The organism is Sphingomonas daechungensis, assembly GCF_014489495.1.
Lineage (GTDB): Bacteria > Pseudomonadota > Alphaproteobacteria > Sphingomonadales > Sphingomonadaceae > Sphingomicrobium > Sphingomicrobium daechungense.
On record NZ_CP060780.1, the window covers coordinates 2,432,622 to 2,450,931 of the forward strand.

The following is an 18,310-nucleotide window of genomic DNA, read 5'->3' on the forward strand; positions in this document are numbered from 1 at the left end:
CCCTCAAACGGGGAGAAAGCCATGCGCCTGACGATCGTCACACTTGCCGCAATTGCCTTGGTTAGCTGCAACAAAGCCGAAGCACCGGCAGACACGAATGCCGATGCCAATGCCGTCGACGTTAACGCTGTCGACGCAAATGCCGCCGCGACGCCCGCCGCGTTCCAGCTCAACGAGACGACCTGGACCTTCACCGACAAGGACGGCCAGGCCATCAAGGAGTCGATCGACGCCAGCGGCAACTACATCGCCAACGCGGGTGACAAGCATCTCGACCACGGCACCTCGGTGATAAAGGATGGCAAGGCTTGCTTCACCAGCGCGATGAACAAGGACGGCGAGGTCTGCTGGACCATTCAGGCCGTCGAGGTCGGTCAGGCGATGGAAACGACCAGCGACAAGGGCGAGAAGCTCACCGTCACGCGAGTTGCGTATGAACCGATGACGATGCCGGCGCCCGCCCAATAAGCAGACGCTGCTGCGCGGGCCCTACTTTGGGCCCGCGTAGGCCAGGCACTCGAGCTCGAGTTGGGCTCCCAGCGCAAGGCCGCTCGCTCCGAATGCACTGCGTGCGGGCAGCTTCCCTTCGGGAAGTAGGGCACGTACACCGCATTGAACGCCGGCCAGTTCTTCATGTCGGCGATCATGACCGTGCATTTGAACACGTCGCCCCAGTCAAGGCCCCTCGCCTTCAGCGCGGCGCCGACGTTCTCCATCGTCTGCTTGGCCTGGCCCTCGAAGGTCTCCGGCAGCTTGCCGTCAGGTCCGATGCCGATCTGACCGGAGAGGTACATCACGTCCCCGACGCGTACCGCGCTGGAGAAGGGAGCGGGCCGGCCGGTGATCGCCCCTGGCGCAGGGAAGTATTCGACGGTCGGCGGCGCAGCCTGTGCGGCACCTGCGGACATGAGCAAAATCACCGACGCGATCAATTTCATCTTCGCCCCTGTTGTGGTCGCGACCGTCATAGCATCTTTGCGGCTCAGCGGGGCATCAGCATTCCGCGCCTGCCGACGGCGATGAATGCGGTCAGGAGCTGGAGGATGATGAGCAGGGACACGAACGCCAGCGGGCTGATCCAGGGCACGTACCCGAGGTGCGCAAGCGCCGCCCAGCCGCCGAACAAGACGAGGGTCGCGTAAAAGCCATAGGCCGAGGCTTCCCTCGTCAGCTGCCACGTCAGCTCATCATATTGCTTCACGCCAGCCGCGGTCACCGCGACGACGGCAATCAGGCACAATGCCGCAATTGCCAGCGCGACCTGGTTGTCGATGCCGCCCCCGCCATGGCGAGAACGAGCACGAAGACGCCGATCAAGATGGTTGCGATTGCACTGGTCCTGAGCTTTGGCCGCTCTTCGCGAAGTTCGTCGGCATCCTCGACGTTGAGGAAGTGCGCCCCAGTCTTTGGCGCCGCCACGCCCAAAGCGACCATCAGACCGATTAGCAGGTAGACAATGCCGCACGCGGCCGCGATGAGCACGGATGGGTTCTTCAGGTCCATGTTCGGCTCGCCGACGAACTTGAAGAACAAAAGGGACGCGACCGCTCCGACGATAGCTCCCGCAAGCATGCGCCAAATCATGACGCGCATTTTCCTGGCATCCATGGTTGCACTCATTTCGACGGTTCCTCCGGTTCCCATTTGTCGATGAAGATCTGGTCGACGGGCACGGCGAAGAGTTTCGCCAGGCGCAGCGCCAATGGGAGGCTCGGGTCGTACTTGTCGGTTTCGACACAGTTGATGGTCTGCCGCGAGACGCCAATGCGCCTCGCCAACTCACCCTGACTCCAGCCGCGCGCCTCGCGGATGTGCTTCAGCCGATTCTCCACGCGCCAATCATCTGTCCAGAACTCTTGACTGTCAAGAGTGTTGGACAGGTACTCGCAGAGACGAATTAATCGACGGTTTCTCCGTCACTTACGCCCCAGATGTCGGACGTGCGGATATAGCCTTCGCGCTTGTCGACGCTGAAATGGCACCAGCCGTTTCCACAATGCTCAATGCGGCCGACCACCCCGGCTGGGCATTGTAGCGAAGCCGGCTGCCGGCATCGGGCTTGGCATAAATGGATCGCGGATCGCCTGGCTTCACGATGGCAGTGCGGCGATCGCTGAGCAGCGTAACCAGCATCCAGCCCTGCGTGCCCTCCGGATCCTCGATCAGGCGCCAATTCGGATAGGTCTTTACCACCCGGATCGGCAGGTCGCGGCGCTTGTAGAGCCAGACGCCCGGATAATTCCGCCCCGGACCAGTGCGCATCATTGCCTCGCCCGAAGCGATCGATGCCCAGTACGGCGGCTTCTTGTCCTGCGCGGCCGCGGGAACGGCGAGCGCCAGGATGACTGCGGCGAGAACCCCCTTACGCACGAACCTCAAGCTCCCGTCAGGATGCGGTCCACAAGTTGCTTCACCGTCGGGACGAAGCCGTTCGAATAAAATGGGTCGGTCTTGAACCGGAACGCCGCGTGCCCGGCGAAAATGAGGTTGTTTTCGACGGGCCCGCCATGCGCGATATCCTGAAGCGTCTTCTGGATGCAGAAGCTGCGCGGGTCGGCGAGACGCCCGGTCGAATTCTTCTCATTGTCCGCCCAGGATGAGAACGAACATTGGCTGAGGCAGCCCATGCATTCCGCCTGGTCGTGGCGGATCTGGTTCTTCTCCTCAGTCGTGACGAAGATGAGCGTTTCGTCCGGAGTCTTCAGCGCCTCATTATACCCGGCGGCGAACCATTCGCGCGCATGCTGAAGGTCGCCCTTGGTGACCCAGTAGCCACGCTTCCTGCCGACGCCCACGTCGAGCTCGAAGTGATGGTCGCCGAGGGGCTCCTTGGTAAAGGCCACCTGCCGGTGCGACCGCGCCTCAAGGTTGCGCAGGAACGGGTTGCGGACTGCGGAAGAATAGAAGCCGGTCGGCGAAAAGCGGTGCAGCAGCACATCGCCCTCTTCCAGAGTCATCAGCCGCGCCTTCCACTCGGGCGGGATCGGGCTTTCCTGGGTCAGCAGCGGCCGGGTTCCGAACTGAAAGACAATCTGCCCGAGCTCCGGATTGTCGATCCAGTTCTCCCACTCGTCGAGGCGCCAGACGCCGCCGGCCATCACGATCGGAACGCTGTCGGCGATGCCGTTGTCGCGCATGGTTTGGCGAAGTGCGGCAACGCGCGGATAAGGATCCTGCGGCGCGCGCGGGTCTTCGGCATTGGAAAGCCCGTTGTGACCGCCAGCCAGCCACGGATCCTCGTAGACGACCGCGGCCAGCCATTCCGCCGCCTTGGAATATGCGCGCTTCCACAATGCGCTGAAAGCACGAGCGGAGCTGATGATCGGCAGATAATTGACGCCGTAGGAGGCTGCGATCTCGCTCAGCTTGTAGGGCATGCCGGCGCCGCAGGTGACGCCGGTGACCAAGCCCTTCGTGCGCTCGAGTACGCCGTGGAGCACGCGCTGCGCGCCGCCCATTTCCCACAGCACGTTGATGTTGATCGCGCCCTTGCCCGACGCCATGTCGTAAGCGCGCTGGACCTGCGCGACGGCACCGTCGATCGCGTACTGGATAAGCTCTTCGTGGCGATCCCGGCGGGACATGCCGTTGTAGATTTGCGGGATGATCCGGCCTTCCGGATCGTAGCTGTCGGCATTGACCGCGGACACGGTGCCGATGCCGCCGGCAGCCGCCCAGGCGCCGGAACTCGCGTGATTGGTCGCAGAGACGCCCTTGCCGCCTTCAACCAGCGGCCAGACCTCGCGTCCGCCGTAAAGGATGGGCTGCAGCCCCTTGAACAATTCGTCTCTCCTGTTTCGCGGCTATATACGGTCTCTTGCTGACAATTCTGCAAAAATCCACTGGGGAGCGCCCATAGCAAACGGGCCGGGGATTTCTCCCCGGCCCGCCCTTGATTGTCTATCGGTACCTTTGCTTAGCAGCGGCCCTGCGCAACCTGGCCGCCGACGACCGCGCCGAGCGCTCCGCCGATCAGCGCGCCGGCCGTACCGTTGCCCGTGCGATAGCCATAGCGGTTGTGACTGGTCGCAACCTGCGATCCGACGACTGCGCCAAGCGCACCGCCGATCAACGCGCCGGTCGTGCCGTTGCCGCAGCGGTAGCGCTCGCCGTAGTAGCGGCTGTTGTACCCGTTTCCGTAGTAGGGCGAGCCATAGTAGCTGTTGCCGTAGTACGGGCTGCCGTAATAGCCGCCGTAGGCGTTCGAGCCGTAGTAGCGCGAACCGTAGTAGGGGCTCGCATACCGCGTCGAAACGTAGCGCGTGCGGTTCGGGACGTAGCGGACCGTCTCGACCGCCCGGACCCTGTGATGGCGATTCCAATCGTGGTCCCTCGCCGAAGCGGCGGTCGGGGCCGCGATCATCGACGCTGCCGAGAGCGTCAGGATTGCAGTCTTTAACATCGAAATACTCCTCGATGACCAGTGGCCACGCGGGGCCAGTCAAGGAGTTAAGTACGACTTTGCAACTGACAACGCGCTGAATGCGCCGTTCACCCCAGGTCTTGCAGCGAATAGTCGAGCCCGATGTCGACCGATGGCGCGGATTGGGTGATCCGTCCGACCGAGATGTAGTTCACGCCGGTCTCCGCAATGCCGCGGATGGTGTCGAGGTTCACGCCGCCGGAGGCCTCCAGCGGGACGCGACCGGCAACCGACTCCACCGCCTCGCGAAGAACCGGAGGTGGCATGTTGTCGAGCAGGAGGCGATCGGCGCCAGCTTCCAGCGCAGGCTCGATCTGCGCAACGCGATCGACTTCGACCTGGACCTGGAACCCGGTGTTCGCAGCCTTCGCCGCACGAACGGCATTCGCCACGCCGCCAGCGACGGCGACATGGTTGTCCTTGATCAGGAGACCGTCGTCGAGCCTCATGCGGTGGTTCTCCGCTCCTCCCATCCGCGCCGCGTATTTCTCTAGCAGCCTCAGTCCGGGGATGGTCTTGCGGGTGTCGAGCAAGATCGCCCCCGTCCCGCGATCTTCTCGACGTAGCGTCGCGTCAGGGTCGCAATCCCCGACAGGTGCTGGAGCGTGTTCAACGCCGAGCGCTCGGCAGACAGCATGGCCCGCGCATTGCCTTCGAGGCGCATTATCACCGACCTGGCGGGTACGCTGTCCCCGTCCGTGACCAGCTTCTCGATCCGCACATCCTTGTCGAGCGCGCGGAAGAAGGCGGCAGCAATCTCAAGCCCCGCGATGGCGATCGGCTCCCGGCAGTTCATCTCCGCGGTGAAGCGAGCATCGGCCGCGATCGTCGCGGCGGAAGTGATGTCGCCGCCTGAGCCCAGGTCCTCGGCAAGCACGCGGCGGACGAATTCCTGAACATCGAACTGGTCGGATAAAGCCATGCGCCGCCTCTAAGCGAGCGCCGCGCAGCCTGCTAGTGAGTCGCGTCCTCGACTACCTTTTCGTCGCCGACGATCCGCCAATGATCCTCCCGGCGTTCGTAGCGCTGGGTCGTTCGGGACTCGAACCCGCCGCCCTTCAAAGCCTGCAGCGTCAAGGTGACGGCGTCGTCGACGATATCGATCCGGTTGAAGTTCTGTTCCTCGTCCCGAAGACGCACGGAGGTCGCCGTTCCCGCCTGGACTACGAGCGCCGGTCCGGCGCGGGTGACGAGATCGTGGGCGCTATGCGTCGAGGCCGTGTGGTGATGACCTGCCAGCAGCAAGTCGACTCCCGACTCTGCGGCTGCGTCGAGCGCAAGTCCGCTCCTCCCCGCTGCTCGCTCGACTTCGCCGGTTTCACCGACCGGAAGAGCGAATAGGGGATGGTGAGTGACGAGGACCCGCAGGCAGTTCGGATCGCTGCGTTCGAACGTGCTGCGGATGAACTGGATCTGCTCGCGGCTGATGCGGCCGTCCTTGAAGGTCAGCGATCGCGCCGTGTTGATGCCAAGCACCGATACGCCGGGCAGTTCATGAAACGGGCACAGCGTCTCGTCGATGTACCTCTTGTAACGGGTCAGTGGCGACAGGAAGCGCCGAAAGACGTCGTACAGCGGGACATCGTGGTTGCCCGGAACGGCCAGAACGTCGTGTCCTGCTTCGCGCAGGCGCTCCAGGAACTCGCATGCCTGCTGGAACTGCTCGGTGCGCGCGCGCTGGGTGAAGTCGCCGCTGATGACGACCAGGTCGGGCTTCTCTTCGTCGACACGCTGCACGACCGCATCCACCAGACGGGGATCGTGTGCGCCGAAATGAAGATCGGAAAGGTGGATCAGGCGAACCATGTGCTTCCAACACTGTCACCCTGAACTTGTTTCAGGGTCCATGAACTCGGCACTTGCAGTCGGCCGCCAACGCTGGTGTTCATGGATGCTGAACCAAGTTCAGCATGACGGGGGCGATGGACCGTACCGACGCGAATACCGGGACGCGCGAAGTATCCGAGCGGCTGCGCTTCGATACCGAAGCGCTGGACGGATGGATGGGCGAGCACATCCCGGAGTTGGCGGGCCGATCTCGGTCAGTCAGTTCAAGGGCGGCCAGTCCAACCGACGTACCGCGTCGACAAGGGCTCCCAAAGCTTCGTCCTTCGCCGCAAGCCGCCGGGCAAACTGCTCCCCGGCGCCCATGCGGTCGACCGTGAATATCGCGTGCTTGCGGCACTCGGCGCCCAGGGCTTTCCGGTCCCGCGGGTGTACGGCCTGTGCGAAGACGACAGCGTCATTGGCACCGCCTTCTACGTCATGGACATGGTGCCCGGCCGGATCGTCTGGGAAGCGCATTTCCCGGGCATGAGTCGGGAACGGCGAGCCGCACACTTCGACGCCATGAACGCAACAATCGCCTTGCTGCACAGCTACGATCCGGACGCCATTGGCCTCGGTGACTATGGCAAGGCGACAGGGTTCGTCGAACGCCAGGTAGGACGGTGGTCGAAGCAATATCTCGCCGACACGGATGGCGGGCGCGTGCCGGCAATGGACGAGCTCGTCGACTGGCTCGGCAAGCACCTCCCAGCCGACAACAGCCGATCCAGCGTCGTGCATGGCGACTATCGCTGCGACAATATGATCTTCGACGCGGACGAACCGGCGGTCCGCGCAGTGCTCGACTGGGAATTGTCCACGTTGGGTGATCCCGTGGCGGACTTCACCTATCACCTGCTGATGTACCGCATGCCCGGAGGACCGAGCTTCAGCGGCCTGGCCGGTATGGACCTCGAGGCTTTGGGCATCCCGTCCGAGGACGATTATGTCGCCGCCTATTGCCGTCGCACCGGCCGCGATCACTTGCCCAACAAGGATTACCTGGTCGTCTTCTGCCTGTTCCGGCTCGCCGCCATCCTTCACGGGATCAAAGGCCGGTTGGCGCGGGGCAACGCTTCGTCGGCTCATGCGGCGCAGATGGTGGAGAGGCTCGAACCTCTTGCCGAACTGGCGCTCTCCGAAGCGAAAAAGGCGCAGTTGTAGCGCTTTTCAGCAAGTGCTCAGGACTTCCTCAGGCTTTCTGCTCCGGCTTGAGTGACTGACAATGCGTCGTTTGAAGGAGGCGCACATGGAAGCAGTCACGGATATTGTCGCAGGCTCGCGCTGGAGCCGTTGGCGAATCGTCATGTGGGGAACCGCTACGTTCCTGCTCCTGCTGCCCGCGATCGCGATGCAGTTCACAAGCGAAGTCGATTGGGACGCGCGCGATTTCGTTATCATGGGTGTGATGCTCGCGAGCGCATGCGCTGTATGCGAACTGGCTGCCCGGGCATCAAGCAATGGCGCTTACCGAACCGCTGCAGGGATTGCGGTCGGGACCGCCCTTCTCACCGCCTGGACAAACCTGGCCGTTGGAATGATCGGTTCGGAGTCCAATCCCTACAACTTGGTGTTCGCGGGCGTTCTGGGCATTGCGCTGGTTGGAGCAATCGTCGCGCGGTTCGAGGCGTCCGGAATGGCGCGAGCGATGATCGCGGCCGGTCTCGCCCAAGCCGCCGCCGGTGCATTCGGACTGACCGCTGACGTCCGCGGCGCGCTGTTCAGCATGGGCTTCTCAGGTCTCTGGCTGCTGTCGGCGCTGACCTTCCGCGTCGCGGCGCGGCAATTGGCCGCTTCTTCCAAACTCGTGTAAAGTTCGAAACGCACGACTCATCTGCGTGCGAGAGGGAGACGGCTCATGCACAAAGGCATTGCGGCGTTCCTGGTCATGGCCGCGGCAATCGCCCCGGCCCTGTTCCCGACTTCACGGCGAGCGCCGACCCACGCGCTTCGGCGACCCCAATGAGAAGATCTGCGAGGATATCATCGTCACCGGAAGCCGGCTTGCGAAAAGACGCTTTTGCGGCACGCGCCAGGAATGGGAAGAAAAGCGCATGGAAGACCGCAAGCTGATCGAAGAGATTCAGCGTAGCCCGTGCCAGATCACGAAGAGCGGGGAAACTCGAACGCCTGCGTGCCAATATAGGAAAGGGCCTCGTCGATCGCTCGAAGAGGGCCGATTACCTAATTCGTCGGAAAACCGCGCTTCTTCAGCAATGCGTTCACGTCGGGATCGCGGCCGCGGAACTCGCGGTAGGCTTCGGCGCGATCGGTCTCGTTGCCGGTCGACAGCAGATACTTCTTGAAGTTGCCTGCGACCGTCTTGTCCCACGGGCTGCCCGCCTCCTCGAACGCCGCCCAGGTGTCGGCGTCCATCACTTCCGACCAGAGGTAGGAATAATAGCCGGCCGAATAAGCGTCGGACGAGAAGAGGTGACCGAACTGCGGCATGCGGTGCCGCATCACGATCTCCTTCGGCATGCCGATTTCCGCCAGCGTCTTCTTCTCGAACGCGTCCGGATCGACCACGCCGCTGGGGTCGGTGTGCAGCTTCATGTCGACGATCGCCGAGCCGAGATATTCGACCGTGGCAAAGCCTTGGTTGAACGTCTTCGCCTTCTGGATCTTGTCGACCAGGGCCTGCGGCATCGGCGCGCCGGTCTGGTAGTGCTTCGCAAAGCGTGACAGCACTTCCGGCGTCAGCAGCCAATTCTCGTTCACCTGGCTCGGATACTCGACGAAGTCGCGCTGCAAGCCGCCGAGGCTCGGATAGCGGACGTTGACCAGCAGGTAGTTGATGGCGTGCCCGAACTCGTGGAACAGGGTTTCCGCATCGTCGAGGCTGATCAACACCGGCTTGCCCGGTTCGCCCTTGGTGAAGTTGTTGTTGTTCGACGCAAGGACGATGTTGTCGTTGAGCAACTTCGAGCGGCTGCGGTACGTCGTCATCCACGCGCCCGAGCGCTTCCCGTCACGCGCGAAGGCGTCGAAGTAGAAGACGCCGACGACCTTGCCAGTCGGGATGTCCGTCACTTCGAACGTGCGGACATCCGGATTAAAGACGGGGATCTTGCCCGTATTTTCCTTGAAGCCGAGGCCGTAGAGTTGGCCCGCCTCCCAGAACATGCCGTCGACGAGATTGTTGAGCGCGAAATACGGCTTAATCTCGTCCTGGCTAAGGTCGTACTTCTGCTTGCGGACCTTCTCCTGGTAGTAGCGATAATCCCACGGCTCGATGGTGATCTTGTCGCCCAGCTTGTTGGCGAGCGCCTGCTGGTCCGCGACCTCTTCCTTCACGCGGGCGACCGCCGGGGTCCAGACGCGCATCATCAGGTCCATCGCCTTGGCCGGGTCCTTGGCCATGGTGTCCTGCATCCGCCACTCGGCGTGGTTCTTGAACCCTAGCAGCTTTGCGCGGTCGGCGCGCAGCTTCACGATCCTGGCGATGGTCGCGTTGGTGTCGTTTGCGTTGCCGTTGTCGCCGCGGTTGACGAACGCCGTCCAAACCTTCTCGCGAAGCGCGCGATTGTCCGCGAACGACAGCACCGGGTCGACGACCGAGCGCGTGTTCTTCAGCGCATAGGTGCCGGCCGGAAGCTTGCGGTCCTTGGCCGCGCCGGCGAGCGCGACCTTCACGTCGTCGGGAACGCCCTTCAGCTCCGCCTCGGTCGCGGTGATGTAGGTGCCCTCGTCTGCCAGCAGCCTCTCGTTGAACGTCGAGAAAAGCGTCGCCAGTTCCTGGTTCATCGACGCCAGTTGCGCCTTCTGCGCTGGGTTCAGGTTGGCGCCGCTGCGAATGAAACCCTCGTAGGTCCGCGTCAGAAGGCGGTCCTGCACGGCATCGAGGCCGAGCGTCGCCTTGCGGTCGTAAAGCGACTTCACGCGCTGAAAGAGCTTCTCGTTGAAATTGATCTCGTCGAACGCGGCGGAGATTTTCGGCTGCCAATCCTTGTCGAGCGCCTGGTATTCCGGCGTCGACATATTGTCGGTCATGACGGCGAACACGTTCTCGACCCGAGAGAAGCGCTGCCCGGCCTTTTCCATCGCTTCGATCGTGTTTTCGAATGTCGGCGGCGCCGGATTGTTGGCGATCGCATCGATCTCGCGGCGCTGATCTTCGATGCCGAACTGGAACGCCTGCGGAAACAGCTTGGGATCGACCTTATCCCAAGGCGGAACGCCATCGTACGGGCCGGACCAGTCGGCCAGCAGGACGTTGGTCGGAACCGCTACGCTGGCGGACGCGGCCGGAGCCTTCGCCTGCGCATGTGCGGCCGTGCCAATGGCGGCCATCGAAAGAATGGCCGTCGTGGCCAGCAGCATCTTCATATTACCCCTCGATCAAGGAAAAATGGTGTCGCCGCATCGCGGACCGGCCGCGATGCAACAAGCGGGACTTCGACGAACGGCAGATAGGTACCCGCAAGTGAACCGTCGCTGACGTTCAGAACTGCATGAAGTTCAGCAGCTTGACGTCGACGGCCATGCCCTCGGCCCGTCGTGCTGCGACGAATGCGGCTATATCTTCGCGGGCGACCAGATGGACGTTGATGTCCTCATGGTCCGTGCCCCGCCCTCGCCGACTTTGCGGAGACCGGTCGCGCGAACCAAAGTGAAGCTCTCGGTCAGCATTCCCGGCGAGGACTGGAATTCGCCGAGCACCTCGATTTGATCTGCGGTGTAACCCGTCTCTTCCTCGAGTTCCTTGACGGCCGTGCCCTCGACGGTCGCATTGGGGTCCTCGTCGCCGACGAGGCCAGCCGGTAGCTCGAGGCAGCGATTGCCGACCGGTACGCGATACTGGTCTATCAGGACAACCTTGCCCTCGGTCTCGGCGAGGATGACGACTGCCGTTACCCCCCGCGTCCGCGAGACATATTCCCAGCGGCCGCGCTTCAGGGTGCGGACGAACTTCCCTTCCCACTTCACTTCCAATGGAGCGTCGGCGTCCGCTGTCATAGTTCGATGAGCTTGTCCGGAATCTCGTTGGTATCGGTGGCGGAACGCGGGAAGTGCTCGGCAAGCACCGCACCGACCCGCTCGATGGCCGCCACGATCCCGTCCGCGGGCCTTCCAGCCTTCACGCCTTCGAGAAGAGCAGCCATCGCCTCGCCCCAAGTCTCCGGCGTCGTGACCTTGAGGATAGCTTCGTCGGCGACAATCTCGGCGCGCCGCTCGCCCATCGAAAGATAGATGAGGATGCCGGTGCGGCCGACGGTCCGGCGCTCGGCGCCCGCCTTGAACACCGAAATCGCCCGACGCCGCACCCGCCGGGTCTTGGTCGCTCCAGGCGTCAACGCCAGTCGCAGCGGCATGTACTTAAGGATGAGAAGGACCGCGGTGAACTTCAGCACCGCCAGGATCATCAGGAATGTCAGCAGCTCGCGAAGCGTCGATTCCGGCCGCCACGACCCGAGGAAGACGTCGAGCCACCATTCGAGTCCCCACGGCCAGATCGCCGCCCAAGCGAGCACTGCGATCAACGCCAGCACCGCCCAGTGCAACGCGACATCATGATAGGAATCGCTGAGCGGCGTCGCGGCCGCGATGATCTCGCCATCGCTCTTCGCCTCCGCCGCGGCAATCGCCGCGCTGACCCGCGAATGATCCTCTTCGCTAAGTTGCAGCATCACCAGCTTCCCCCTGCGCCGCCGCCGCCAAAGCCGCCTCCGCCACCGGAGAAGCCCCCGCCTCCGCCGAACCCGCCGCCGCCGCCAAAGCCGCCTCCACCGCCCCAGCCACCGCCGCCGCCCAGCCGCCACGATTGCGCGACCCGCGGCTGAGCTCATTGAGGCCCCACAGCACAATCAGGGATCGATTCCGCCACGGCGGCGGCGATAGCGCCGTCCGCTCATGCCGCGCGAAAGCGAACCGATGATCACGAAGAAAATGACGACGATAAAAATGACCGGGATGAAACCCGCGCCGCCGCTCCGCCGCTGACTCTCCTGCTGGCGGCCTTGTCGATGTTGGCCTGCGCCTGGTCGGCCGGAAGCTCCATCTGCTTGATGATGGCGTCCGCCCCGCGGTTATTCCCGCGCCATAGTCCGGCGGGTTCTTCTTGAATTCCGGAAGGATCTTCTCGCGAACGATCACGCCGGACATCGCGTCGGTCAGGAACCCTCCCGCGCCATAGCCGGTGGTGATCCACACCTTCCGCTCATTCGGTGCGACGAGGAGGATGACACCGTCATCCTCCTTGGCCTGGCCAATGCCCCACCTGCGGCCGAGCTGGTAAGCGTAGTCCTCGATCGGCAAGCCATCGAGGCTCTTCACCGTCGCGACCACGAACTGCCGCCCGGTCTGTGCTTCGAGCGTCTGCGACTTGCTCGAGATGTCGAGTTCCTGCTCCGGACGAAGCAGCTCTGCCTGGTCGACCACGCGGCCGGTCAGCTTCGGAAAGTTCTGCGCCGAAGCTGGCGCTGCCCACAATACTAACACCGTCATTGCGAGCGCAGCGAAGCAATCCAGAAGCTTCCGCTGGATCGCCACGTCGCTACGCTCCTCGCGATGACGGGTCAGTGGATCAGCTCGCGTTGAAGTTCACCGATGGCGCAGCTTCCGCGCCTGCCGCCGCCTGAAACGGCACCTTCGGCTTGGCGCCATAAAAGATCTTGGCGCCGATCGCGTCCGGGAACGTGCGGATGCGGGTATTATAGGCCTGCACCGCCTCGTTATAGTCGCGGCGCGACGCGTTGATGCGGTTCTCCGTGCCTTCCAGCTGATCCTGCAGCGCGAGGAAGTTCGTGTTGGACTTCAGGTCGGGATAGGCTTCCTGCAACCGCTGCAGCGGGATGATCGCCTGCGTCAGCCGGTTCTGAGCCTCGTTGAACGCCTGCACCTTGGCAGGGTCGCTAAGGTCGTCCGCGCTGAGCTGGACGCGGCCGGCATTGGCGCGGGCGTTGGTCACCTCGACCAGCACCGATTTCTCCTGTTGAGCGTATCCCTTGACGGTCTCGACCAGGTTCGGGATCAGGTCCGCGCGCCGCTGATAATCCGCCTGCAGGTCGCCCCACTTCGCATTTACGTTCTCCTCTGCAGTCGGAACGCTGTTGAGCCCGCACCCGGCAAGGCTGAGAGCGGCAAGTGGAGCGAGAAGACCAAATCGACGCAGTGCGGTCATGACGTTTCCCCTGAAGAGCAACCGGCGCGCTAAGTAGAGGGCGGCAAGCTGTTTTACAATAGCAACACACGTGAACTGCTGACTTCCAAACGTCCACATCTGCGCTAGGCTCCACTCCGCGAAGCGAAAGGAGAACCTCCATGTTCAGCGAATTCCGGGACTTCATCGCACGCGGCAACGTGCTCGACCTCGCCGTAGCCGTCATCATCGGAGCTGCATTCGGAACGATCGCCACCAGCCTGACGGGCGACATCATCATGCCGATCGTCGGCGCGATCTTCGGCGGGCTCGACTTTTCCAGCCATTTCATCGTGCTCGGCCAGATCCCGGCGGACTACGGCGGCTCGGTGACCGATTACGCCGCGCTCAAGAAAGCGGGGATCCCAGTCTTGGGCTGGGGCGAGTTTGTCACGGTCGTCATCAACTTCGTCATCCTCGCCTTCATCATCTTCCTGCTTGTTCGAACCGCGAACAAAGTGATGAAGAAGGCCGAGGACGCGCCTGCCGGCCCGACGGAGGTCGACCTGCTCACGGAGATTCGGGACGAGCTGAAAAAGCGCTAGGCTTTGTTCTGGTTAGTCATCTTTGCGGGCGTCTTCGTGGTGCTGCTCGCGTCATGGAGCCGCAAGCAAAAGCAGGGGCAGCGGTCGCGGGAATCCGCACTCACTTCCCGCGCATAGCCCGGTTGCGTCTGATTGCGGCATGCCCCGGCCTCGACGGCATCCTCCAGGAAACCGAGCTACGAATGCTCTTCGACTGGATCCTGCTGCAGCTCTACGGGCGGACCCACACGTCGAGTTTTGGCGACCTCATGCAATGGACCATCGAGCATGGCGAAGGCGAAAGCCTCCAGCTGATGTCTGAGGTCACGCGCGACGCGGTCGACCGTCTTCCGGCGCCAGCCTTGCAGGTGATCGACGGCTGCGAAGGACGTGTCGTCGCAGCCGTAATCATCGACCAGGCATTGAGCGAGACCGGGCGCAACATCGCGCCCGAACTCAACCAGAAATACGTGTGACTATTTTGGACGGCCGTTGAAGCCCGCCTCCGCTCGCAACGCGTCGGCATCCATCAGGACACCGTCGCTCATCACCTGATTAACGTGACGTAGGTCGCCGATGCGCTCCGACGGATCGCCATCGACGAGTACCAGATCGGCTTCCTTGCCGACGGTGATCGAACCAGTGCGGTTGTCAGCTTTCACATTCCGGGCCGCGTTGATGGTCGCGGTCGCAAGCGCCTGTCCCGGCGTCATGCCGCCGTCGACATAGAGTTCGAGCTCTCGCACCAGCTCCATGCCGTAGCCGTCGGTGCCGGCGACGATCGGCGCCCCGGCCGCGCGGAGCCTGTTCACGTAGACCCCCATTTTCTTGACGCTTGCCTCGGCATCGGCGCGAGTCATGCCCTCCGGATAGGGGATGGGCCCCGACTTGAAGCCGCGCTCGGTCGCTGCCGGCAGCGTTCCGACATATGCGGTATACGCCGGCTGGATCTGCCCCGCATTGGCAAGCAGCACGCCTTCGACGACCACCAGGGTCGGGTCGAGCGCAATCTTCTTCTCTGCCATGGTCTTGATCACCGTCTTCATCGGCTCGGCATCGAGGTCGACGTCCTTGAAGTACTGGCCCGGCCCGGTCATCCGCGCGGTCGTGTTCGACTTCGCGACGATTGCGTCCGGCATCGCCTGCATCGTTCCGAAGTAAATGTGGGTGATTTCGTCATAGCCGGCGTTGATCGCATCCAGCGTCCGCATTCCGGCGGGGATGTGGCCGTGGACGTGAAGCCCCAGCTCATGGGCCAGCTTCGCAGCGGGAGGGATCCAGGCCGGATTCATCGATGTGTAGAACTTCACGCCGGTCAGGCCGGCGTCGTGAATCTTCCGGACGGCCGCGAGAGTCTCTTCGAGGCTGCCAACCGCCATGCTTCCCTGCGCGGCGAGCGGCCCTTTCTGGTCGACAATGACGGAATCGAAGCATTCGGGCGCCAGCAGCTTGCCGTTCGACCGCCGTTCGCGCTGCGACACCTGAAGCTCCAGCGGCCCACCGGGATTGCGGCAGGACGTCACGCCGAGCGCGAGCTCGCTAACCGCCGTGAAGTCGTCCGAAACGTGCATGTGGCTGTCCCACAGGCCGGGAACTAAGGTCTTCCCCGCACCGTCGATCACGCGCGTTCCCGCGGGCAAGGACGCCGGAACCGCGCCGACGCTGACGATCTTGCCGCCGGAAGTCAGGACGTTCTGGTTGGCCACGAACGTCTCGCCGAGCGAGTCATAGACCTGCACATTCTTGAACAGCACGGGCCGCTTGGCGTCGGCGGTCAGGAACTTCGCTGCTGTTGCCGGGGCCAGACCGGCGATCGCCGCATCCTGCGCCGCCTGCATCCTGTCCATGTTGGCCTCATAGCCTTCCGGCAGAAGCGTCAAGCCGACGAGCGCTCCGAAGAACTTGCCGTCGGACGTCCATACTGGCGTCGGGGTCTGAGTCGTGCCGCGCAGAAGCTGGAGCTCAACCTTCCTCTTTCCCTGCGGCCCCTCGACCTCAAGCTCGGAAATCTTGGTCAGCGTCGCCTTGCCCGAGGGCAGGAGCGGCAGGCCAGCTTCGCCAGCCGCGAGGATGCGGTCGATCTGCGGCGCGAAGGACAGGAACGTCCCGCCTTGCGGAAGATAATAAGCGGCACTCGTATAGGGCGCGCTGCCCTTGTCGACCGGGCTGGTCCAGGCTGCCTGCCCGCCGCTCACGGCATAGTTTTCCGCCGCGTCGCCACTTGGCGTCACGCCGCGGATGACGATCTCGCTCGGCATGTTGTCCGAACCGAAGCGGAAGGTTTCGTCTGTCTCGAAAATCAGTCCGCGCAGCAGAATCGACTGCCGAAACGCCATCCGCCCATCGGGGAGTTTCCACGCATATTCGTCGCCATGCTTGCCGGCCGAGGAAATCACCACGTAGTGCGCAGCGTCCTTTGGCGGCACGAGCAGCTGATCCTTTGGCGTCGGAGCGGCAATGGCGGCTGGCGCGGACGCGACCAGCAAAGCGGAAAGAATCGTATGGCGCACGGTGAACCCCCTAGTTCGAAGGGGGCGCACCGTAAGGCGCAAACGGGCCGAGGCAAATCGCGTTCGACGAACGCGGCTTACTGCAGACGGACGAGCGCCTCCGGGATCTTGCTCGACCCGGGGCCGACTTCCCAATGGACCTGCTTGCCGAGCGCGTGCGGCGACGTGCCGTCCTCGCTGTTGTTGGTCGCAATCTCACCGTCGGTGACGATGGTAAAGCGGCCCTGCGCCCTGGACACCGGACCGTCCTTCATCTGGCTCGCGGCGGCGGCGCCGGCGCGAGCCCGAGCGGCCCTGCCCCACCAGTGAAAGCAGGCGCGTTGACGAACACAGAACCGTCGGCGCGTCGCCGGATCGCGATGAAGGGAATGATTACGTCATTGTCGGGCAGAGCGGGGAAGACGAAGTCCTGCGTCGCGCGCCCTTCGAAATGATAGTCGACGTCATAGACGCCCTTTCCGCGATAGGTGACGGAGCGATATCCGGCATATTTGCCGAGCTTGGTTGCGAAGGCTCTGGCGGACTCGTCGTCGAACCCTGGAAGGCCGAACATCTTCGCCATGTTCTCGGCGTCTTCGCGCTTGGATTTCACGCGCTCGGCCGATTGCTTTTCGTATTCGCCCTTAGCCTTGGCAAGCTCGGCCGCAGTGCAGGGGCGCACTGAATCTTCGCCCGGAGGCGGCTCTTCCGTGACCTGCATGGACCCCTGAACCGAGGTTAGCACCCGCGTGCTCCCGTCCTTGTGGCAGCGCAGAAATTCGTTTTTCCACGGCTCGACCTTGGCCTCCGCATCCGGCGGGGTCTGGAGGACGATCTCGCCCTTGTAATCAAGGATGAAATTGCCGTCCTTCTTCAGCGTCAGGTCGGACGCGAATTTGCCCGGGCCCCAAAGGCAGCCGGTCAGCAGTAGCGGCGCGGCCACTGCGAAAATGCGCTTTCCCCAAGTGTGCATGGCGTACCCCCTTGCAAGGACGCTAGCCAACCATTCTCGTCATTGCGAGCGTGGCGAAGCAATCCAGACGTTGGCTGCATTGCCGCGTCGCCTGCGGCTCCTCGCAATGACGGAAAGGAAAGTGGGGAGCTTCTGTTGCCCGGTGCTCCCCGTACCGCTGGAATCCCCTTCTGTTGCCCGGTGGGGTCCGACCGCGCTTTTGTCTTTGTAACTTAGACCGTTAGGCCGTCAGTTACGCAGCAATTGCGAGCGCCTCGTTATCGTTGGCACTTGTGTGAATGAGCCGTCACGGTGGCATCCATACCGATCGGCAACCGCGTCTTTATTACACTCGTCGATCCTATTTCGCCCCCGTCAGCAACCGCCGGATTTCGCCCGGTTGGCGGCTGGTGGTGGAGGCGCCGGGGTACTGCCCCCGGGTCCGAAGTGTCTATTCCACGCGACAGTCTACCGACATAGCCGGGTTGCCCCGGCAGGGACCAAGATAGGGATTTCGGAACCTCGGGACAAGTTTGCATGGGTTTTGCAGCGTTGCTATGCGTGACCCGATACAGAACGCCTTTGGGGTAAGTCGATGAAGAAGCTTGGTTTTCTGCTTGTTGGGACCGCGTCGCTGGCTCTCGCCGCGTGCGGCAGCAAGGACTCGGACACGCTGAACGAAGCCGAGGCCGCGAATGTCGAGGCGAACGCGCTCAACGATCTCGCCGCCAATGCCGCCAATGCGGAGATGGAAGCGCTCGGCAACCAGCAGCAGCAGCTCGATGCCGAGAATGCGGCCAACGCAACGGTCCCTGAGACGGTGGACGGCAACCTGACCAGCCCGTCGAAGGTCGAGGACGACGTTCAGGGCATGTAATCGCCCACGATGGAATGGCTGAGGCCGTCGTCCCTGCGGGCGGCGGCCTTTTTCTTTGCTCCGCGCACGCCTAGGTC

At 63.2% G+C, this 18,310-nt stretch carries 21 protein-coding genes, 1 other RNA gene and 3 pseudogenes; 6 read left to right on the top strand and 19 right to left on the bottom strand.

Features of this window, described 5'->3' with window-relative positions:
* Positions 1-21: 21 nt before the first annotated feature.
* Positions 22-468 carry a hypothetical protein gene (locus tag H9L15_RS13150; RefSeq protein WP_187714378.1) on the top strand — a complete coding sequence of 149 codons (447 nt, stop codon included), beginning with the start codon at positions 22-24 and terminating at the stop codon, positions 466-468.
* Here H9L15_RS13150 and H9L15_RS19875 read toward each other — a convergent pair.
* The 10 genes and pseudogenes from H9L15_RS19875 to H9L15_RS13195 all read right to left on the bottom strand — a co-directional run bounded on the left by H9L15_RS19875 (position 375) and on the right by H9L15_RS13195 (position 6,229).
* Entirely contained in the window at positions 375-938 is a 564-nt protein-coding gene (locus H9L15_RS19875; RefSeq protein ID WP_317617532.1) for a RidA family protein, read from the bottom strand. The two genes, H9L15_RS13150 and H9L15_RS19875, sit on opposite strands and share 94 nt — an antisense overlap.
* A gap of 44 nt (positions 939-982) precedes the next feature.
* Positions 983-1,240 carry a hypothetical protein gene (locus H9L15_RS13160; RefSeq protein ID WP_187714379.1) on the bottom strand — a complete coding sequence of 86 codons (258 nt, stop codon included), beginning with the start codon at positions 1,238-1,240 and terminating at the stop codon, positions 983-985.
* Entirely contained in the window at positions 1,231-1,620 is a 390-nt protein-coding gene (locus H9L15_RS13165) for a hypothetical protein (protein WP_187714380.1), read from the bottom strand. Before H9L15_RS13165 ends, H9L15_RS13160 begins: the two co-directional genes overlap by 10 nt.
* On the bottom strand, positions 1,617-1,832 hold the full coding sequence (locus H9L15_RS13170) for a helix-turn-helix transcriptional regulator (protein WP_187714381.1): 216 nt from the start codon (positions 1,830-1,832) through the stop codon (positions 1,617-1,619). The genes H9L15_RS13165 and H9L15_RS13170 overlap by 4 nt, the downstream gene beginning before the upstream one ends.
* Positions 1,833-1,897: 65 nt before the next feature.
* Positions 1,898-2,017: an SH3 domain-containing protein gene (locus H9L15_RS17985; RefSeq protein WP_223276263.1), complete on the bottom strand. Its 120-nt coding sequence runs from the start codon at positions 2,015-2,017 to the stop codon at positions 1,898-1,900.
* 155 nt (positions 2,018-2,172) lie between these two features.
* Positions 2,173-2,265: pseudogene (locus H9L15_RS19080) on the bottom strand (SH3 domain-containing protein); the annotation flags it as partial.
* Between the two features lie 110 nt (positions 2,266-2,375).
* Positions 2,376-3,782 (bottom strand): NAD(P)H-dependent flavin oxidoreductase, encoded by a 1,407-nt coding sequence (locus H9L15_RS13180; protein WP_187714382.1) that lies wholly within the window; start codon positions 3,780-3,782, stop codon positions 2,376-2,378.
* 134 nt (positions 3,783-3,916) lie between these two features.
* The gene (locus H9L15_RS13185) at positions 3,917-4,402 is read right to left on the bottom strand and encodes a glycine zipper 2TM domain-containing protein (protein ID WP_223276264.1); all 486 of its coding nucleotides are present in this window, start codon (positions 4,400-4,402) and stop codon (positions 3,917-3,919) included.
* 89 nt (positions 4,403-4,491) lie between these two features.
* Positions 4,492-5,345: pseudogene (gene nadC / locus H9L15_RS13190) on the bottom strand (carboxylating nicotinate-nucleotide diphosphorylase).
* A 32-nt stretch (positions 5,346-5,377) separates the two neighbouring features.
* Positions 5,378-6,229: a metallophosphoesterase family protein gene (locus H9L15_RS13195; protein ID WP_187714383.1), complete on the bottom strand. Its 852-nt coding sequence runs from the start codon at positions 6,227-6,229 to the stop codon at positions 5,378-5,380.
* Positions 6,230-6,403: 174 nt separating this feature from the next.
* Here H9L15_RS13195 and H9L15_RS13200 point away from each other — a divergent pair, with 174 nt between their 5' ends.
* Both H9L15_RS13200 and H9L15_RS13205 read left to right on the top strand, forming a co-directional pair.
* Positions 6,404-7,414, top strand: coding sequence for a phosphotransferase family protein (locus tag H9L15_RS13200; RefSeq protein WP_317617650.1), 1,011 nt, complete (start codon positions 6,404-6,406; stop codon positions 7,412-7,414).
* Positions 7,415-7,499: 85 nt separating this feature from the next.
* On the top strand, positions 7,500-8,063 hold the full coding sequence (locus H9L15_RS13205; protein WP_187715914.1) for a hypothetical protein: 564 nt from the start codon (positions 7,500-7,502) through the stop codon (positions 8,061-8,063).
* A gap of 371 nt (positions 8,064-8,434) precedes the next feature.
* Here H9L15_RS13205 and H9L15_RS13210 read toward each other — a convergent pair whose 3' ends face one another.
* The 5 genes and pseudogenes from H9L15_RS13210 to H9L15_RS13230 form a co-directional block, all read right to left on the bottom strand.
* Entirely contained in the window at positions 8,435-10,579 is a 2,145-nt protein-coding gene (locus H9L15_RS13210) for a M3 family metallopeptidase (protein WP_187714384.1), read from the bottom strand.
* Positions 10,580-10,694: 115 nt separating this feature from the next.
* Positions 10,695-11,209: pseudogene (locus tag H9L15_RS13215) on the bottom strand (NUDIX hydrolase).
* Positions 11,206-11,883 carry a TPM domain-containing protein gene (locus tag H9L15_RS13220; RefSeq protein ID WP_187714385.1) on the bottom strand — a complete coding sequence of 226 codons (678 nt, stop codon included), beginning with the start codon at positions 11,881-11,883 and terminating at the stop codon, positions 11,206-11,208. Before H9L15_RS13220 ends, H9L15_RS13215 begins: the two are co-directional and overlap by 4 nt.
* The gene (locus H9L15_RS13225; protein WP_223276265.1) at positions 11,867-12,742 is read right to left on the bottom strand and encodes a TPM domain-containing protein; all 876 of its coding nucleotides are present in this window, start codon (positions 12,740-12,742) and stop codon (positions 11,867-11,869) included. Before H9L15_RS13225 ends, H9L15_RS13220 begins: the two co-directional genes overlap by 17 nt.
* A 34-nt stretch (positions 12,743-12,776) precedes the next feature.
* Positions 12,777-13,373, bottom strand: a complete 597-nt coding sequence (locus H9L15_RS13230) for a LemA family protein (protein WP_187714386.1) — start codon at positions 13,371-13,373, stop codon at positions 12,777-12,779.
* 140 nt (positions 13,374-13,513) lie between these two features.
* Between H9L15_RS13230 and mscL the strand changes: the two genes are divergently transcribed.
* A complete protein-coding gene (gene mscL, locus H9L15_RS13235; RefSeq protein WP_187714387.1) occupies positions 13,514-13,936 on the top strand; it encodes a large conductance mechanosensitive channel protein MscL in 423 nt (140 codons plus the stop codon).
* A 53-nt stretch (positions 13,937-13,989) separates the two neighbouring features.
* The gene (locus H9L15_RS13240; protein WP_187714388.1) at positions 13,990-14,391 is read left to right on the top strand and encodes a hypothetical protein; all 402 of its coding nucleotides are present in this window, start codon (positions 13,990-13,992) and stop codon (positions 14,389-14,391) included.
* Here H9L15_RS13240 and H9L15_RS13245 read toward each other — a convergent pair whose 3' ends face one another.
* From H9L15_RS13245 to ssrA, 4 genes are all read right to left on the bottom strand, one after another.
* Positions 14,392-16,425 carry an amidohydrolase family protein gene (locus H9L15_RS13245; RefSeq protein WP_187714389.1) on the bottom strand — a complete coding sequence of 678 codons (2,034 nt, stop codon included), beginning with the start codon at positions 16,423-16,425 and terminating at the stop codon, positions 14,392-14,394.
* Positions 16,426-16,502: 77 nt separating this feature from the next.
* Positions 16,503-16,679: a hypothetical protein gene (locus tag H9L15_RS13250; protein ID WP_187714390.1), complete on the bottom strand. Its 177-nt coding sequence runs from the start codon at positions 16,677-16,679 to the stop codon at positions 16,503-16,505.
* Positions 16,676-17,377, bottom strand: coding sequence for a hypothetical protein (locus H9L15_RS13255; RefSeq protein ID WP_187714391.1), 702 nt, complete (start codon positions 17,375-17,377; stop codon positions 16,676-16,678). The genes H9L15_RS13250 and H9L15_RS13255 overlap by 4 nt, the downstream gene beginning before the upstream one ends.
* A 159-nt stretch (positions 17,378-17,536) precedes the next feature.
* Positions 17,537-17,891, bottom strand: a transfer-messenger RNA (tmRNA) gene (ssrA, locus tag H9L15_RS13260).
* Between the two features lie 60 nt (positions 17,892-17,951).
* On the opposite strand from ssrA, the gene H9L15_RS13265 reads away from it, so the two are divergent.
* A complete protein-coding gene (locus H9L15_RS13265) occupies positions 17,952-18,233 on the top strand; it encodes a hypothetical protein (RefSeq protein ID WP_187714392.1) in 282 nt (93 codons plus the stop codon).
* The last annotated feature ends 77 nt before the right edge of the window (positions 18,234-18,310 follow it).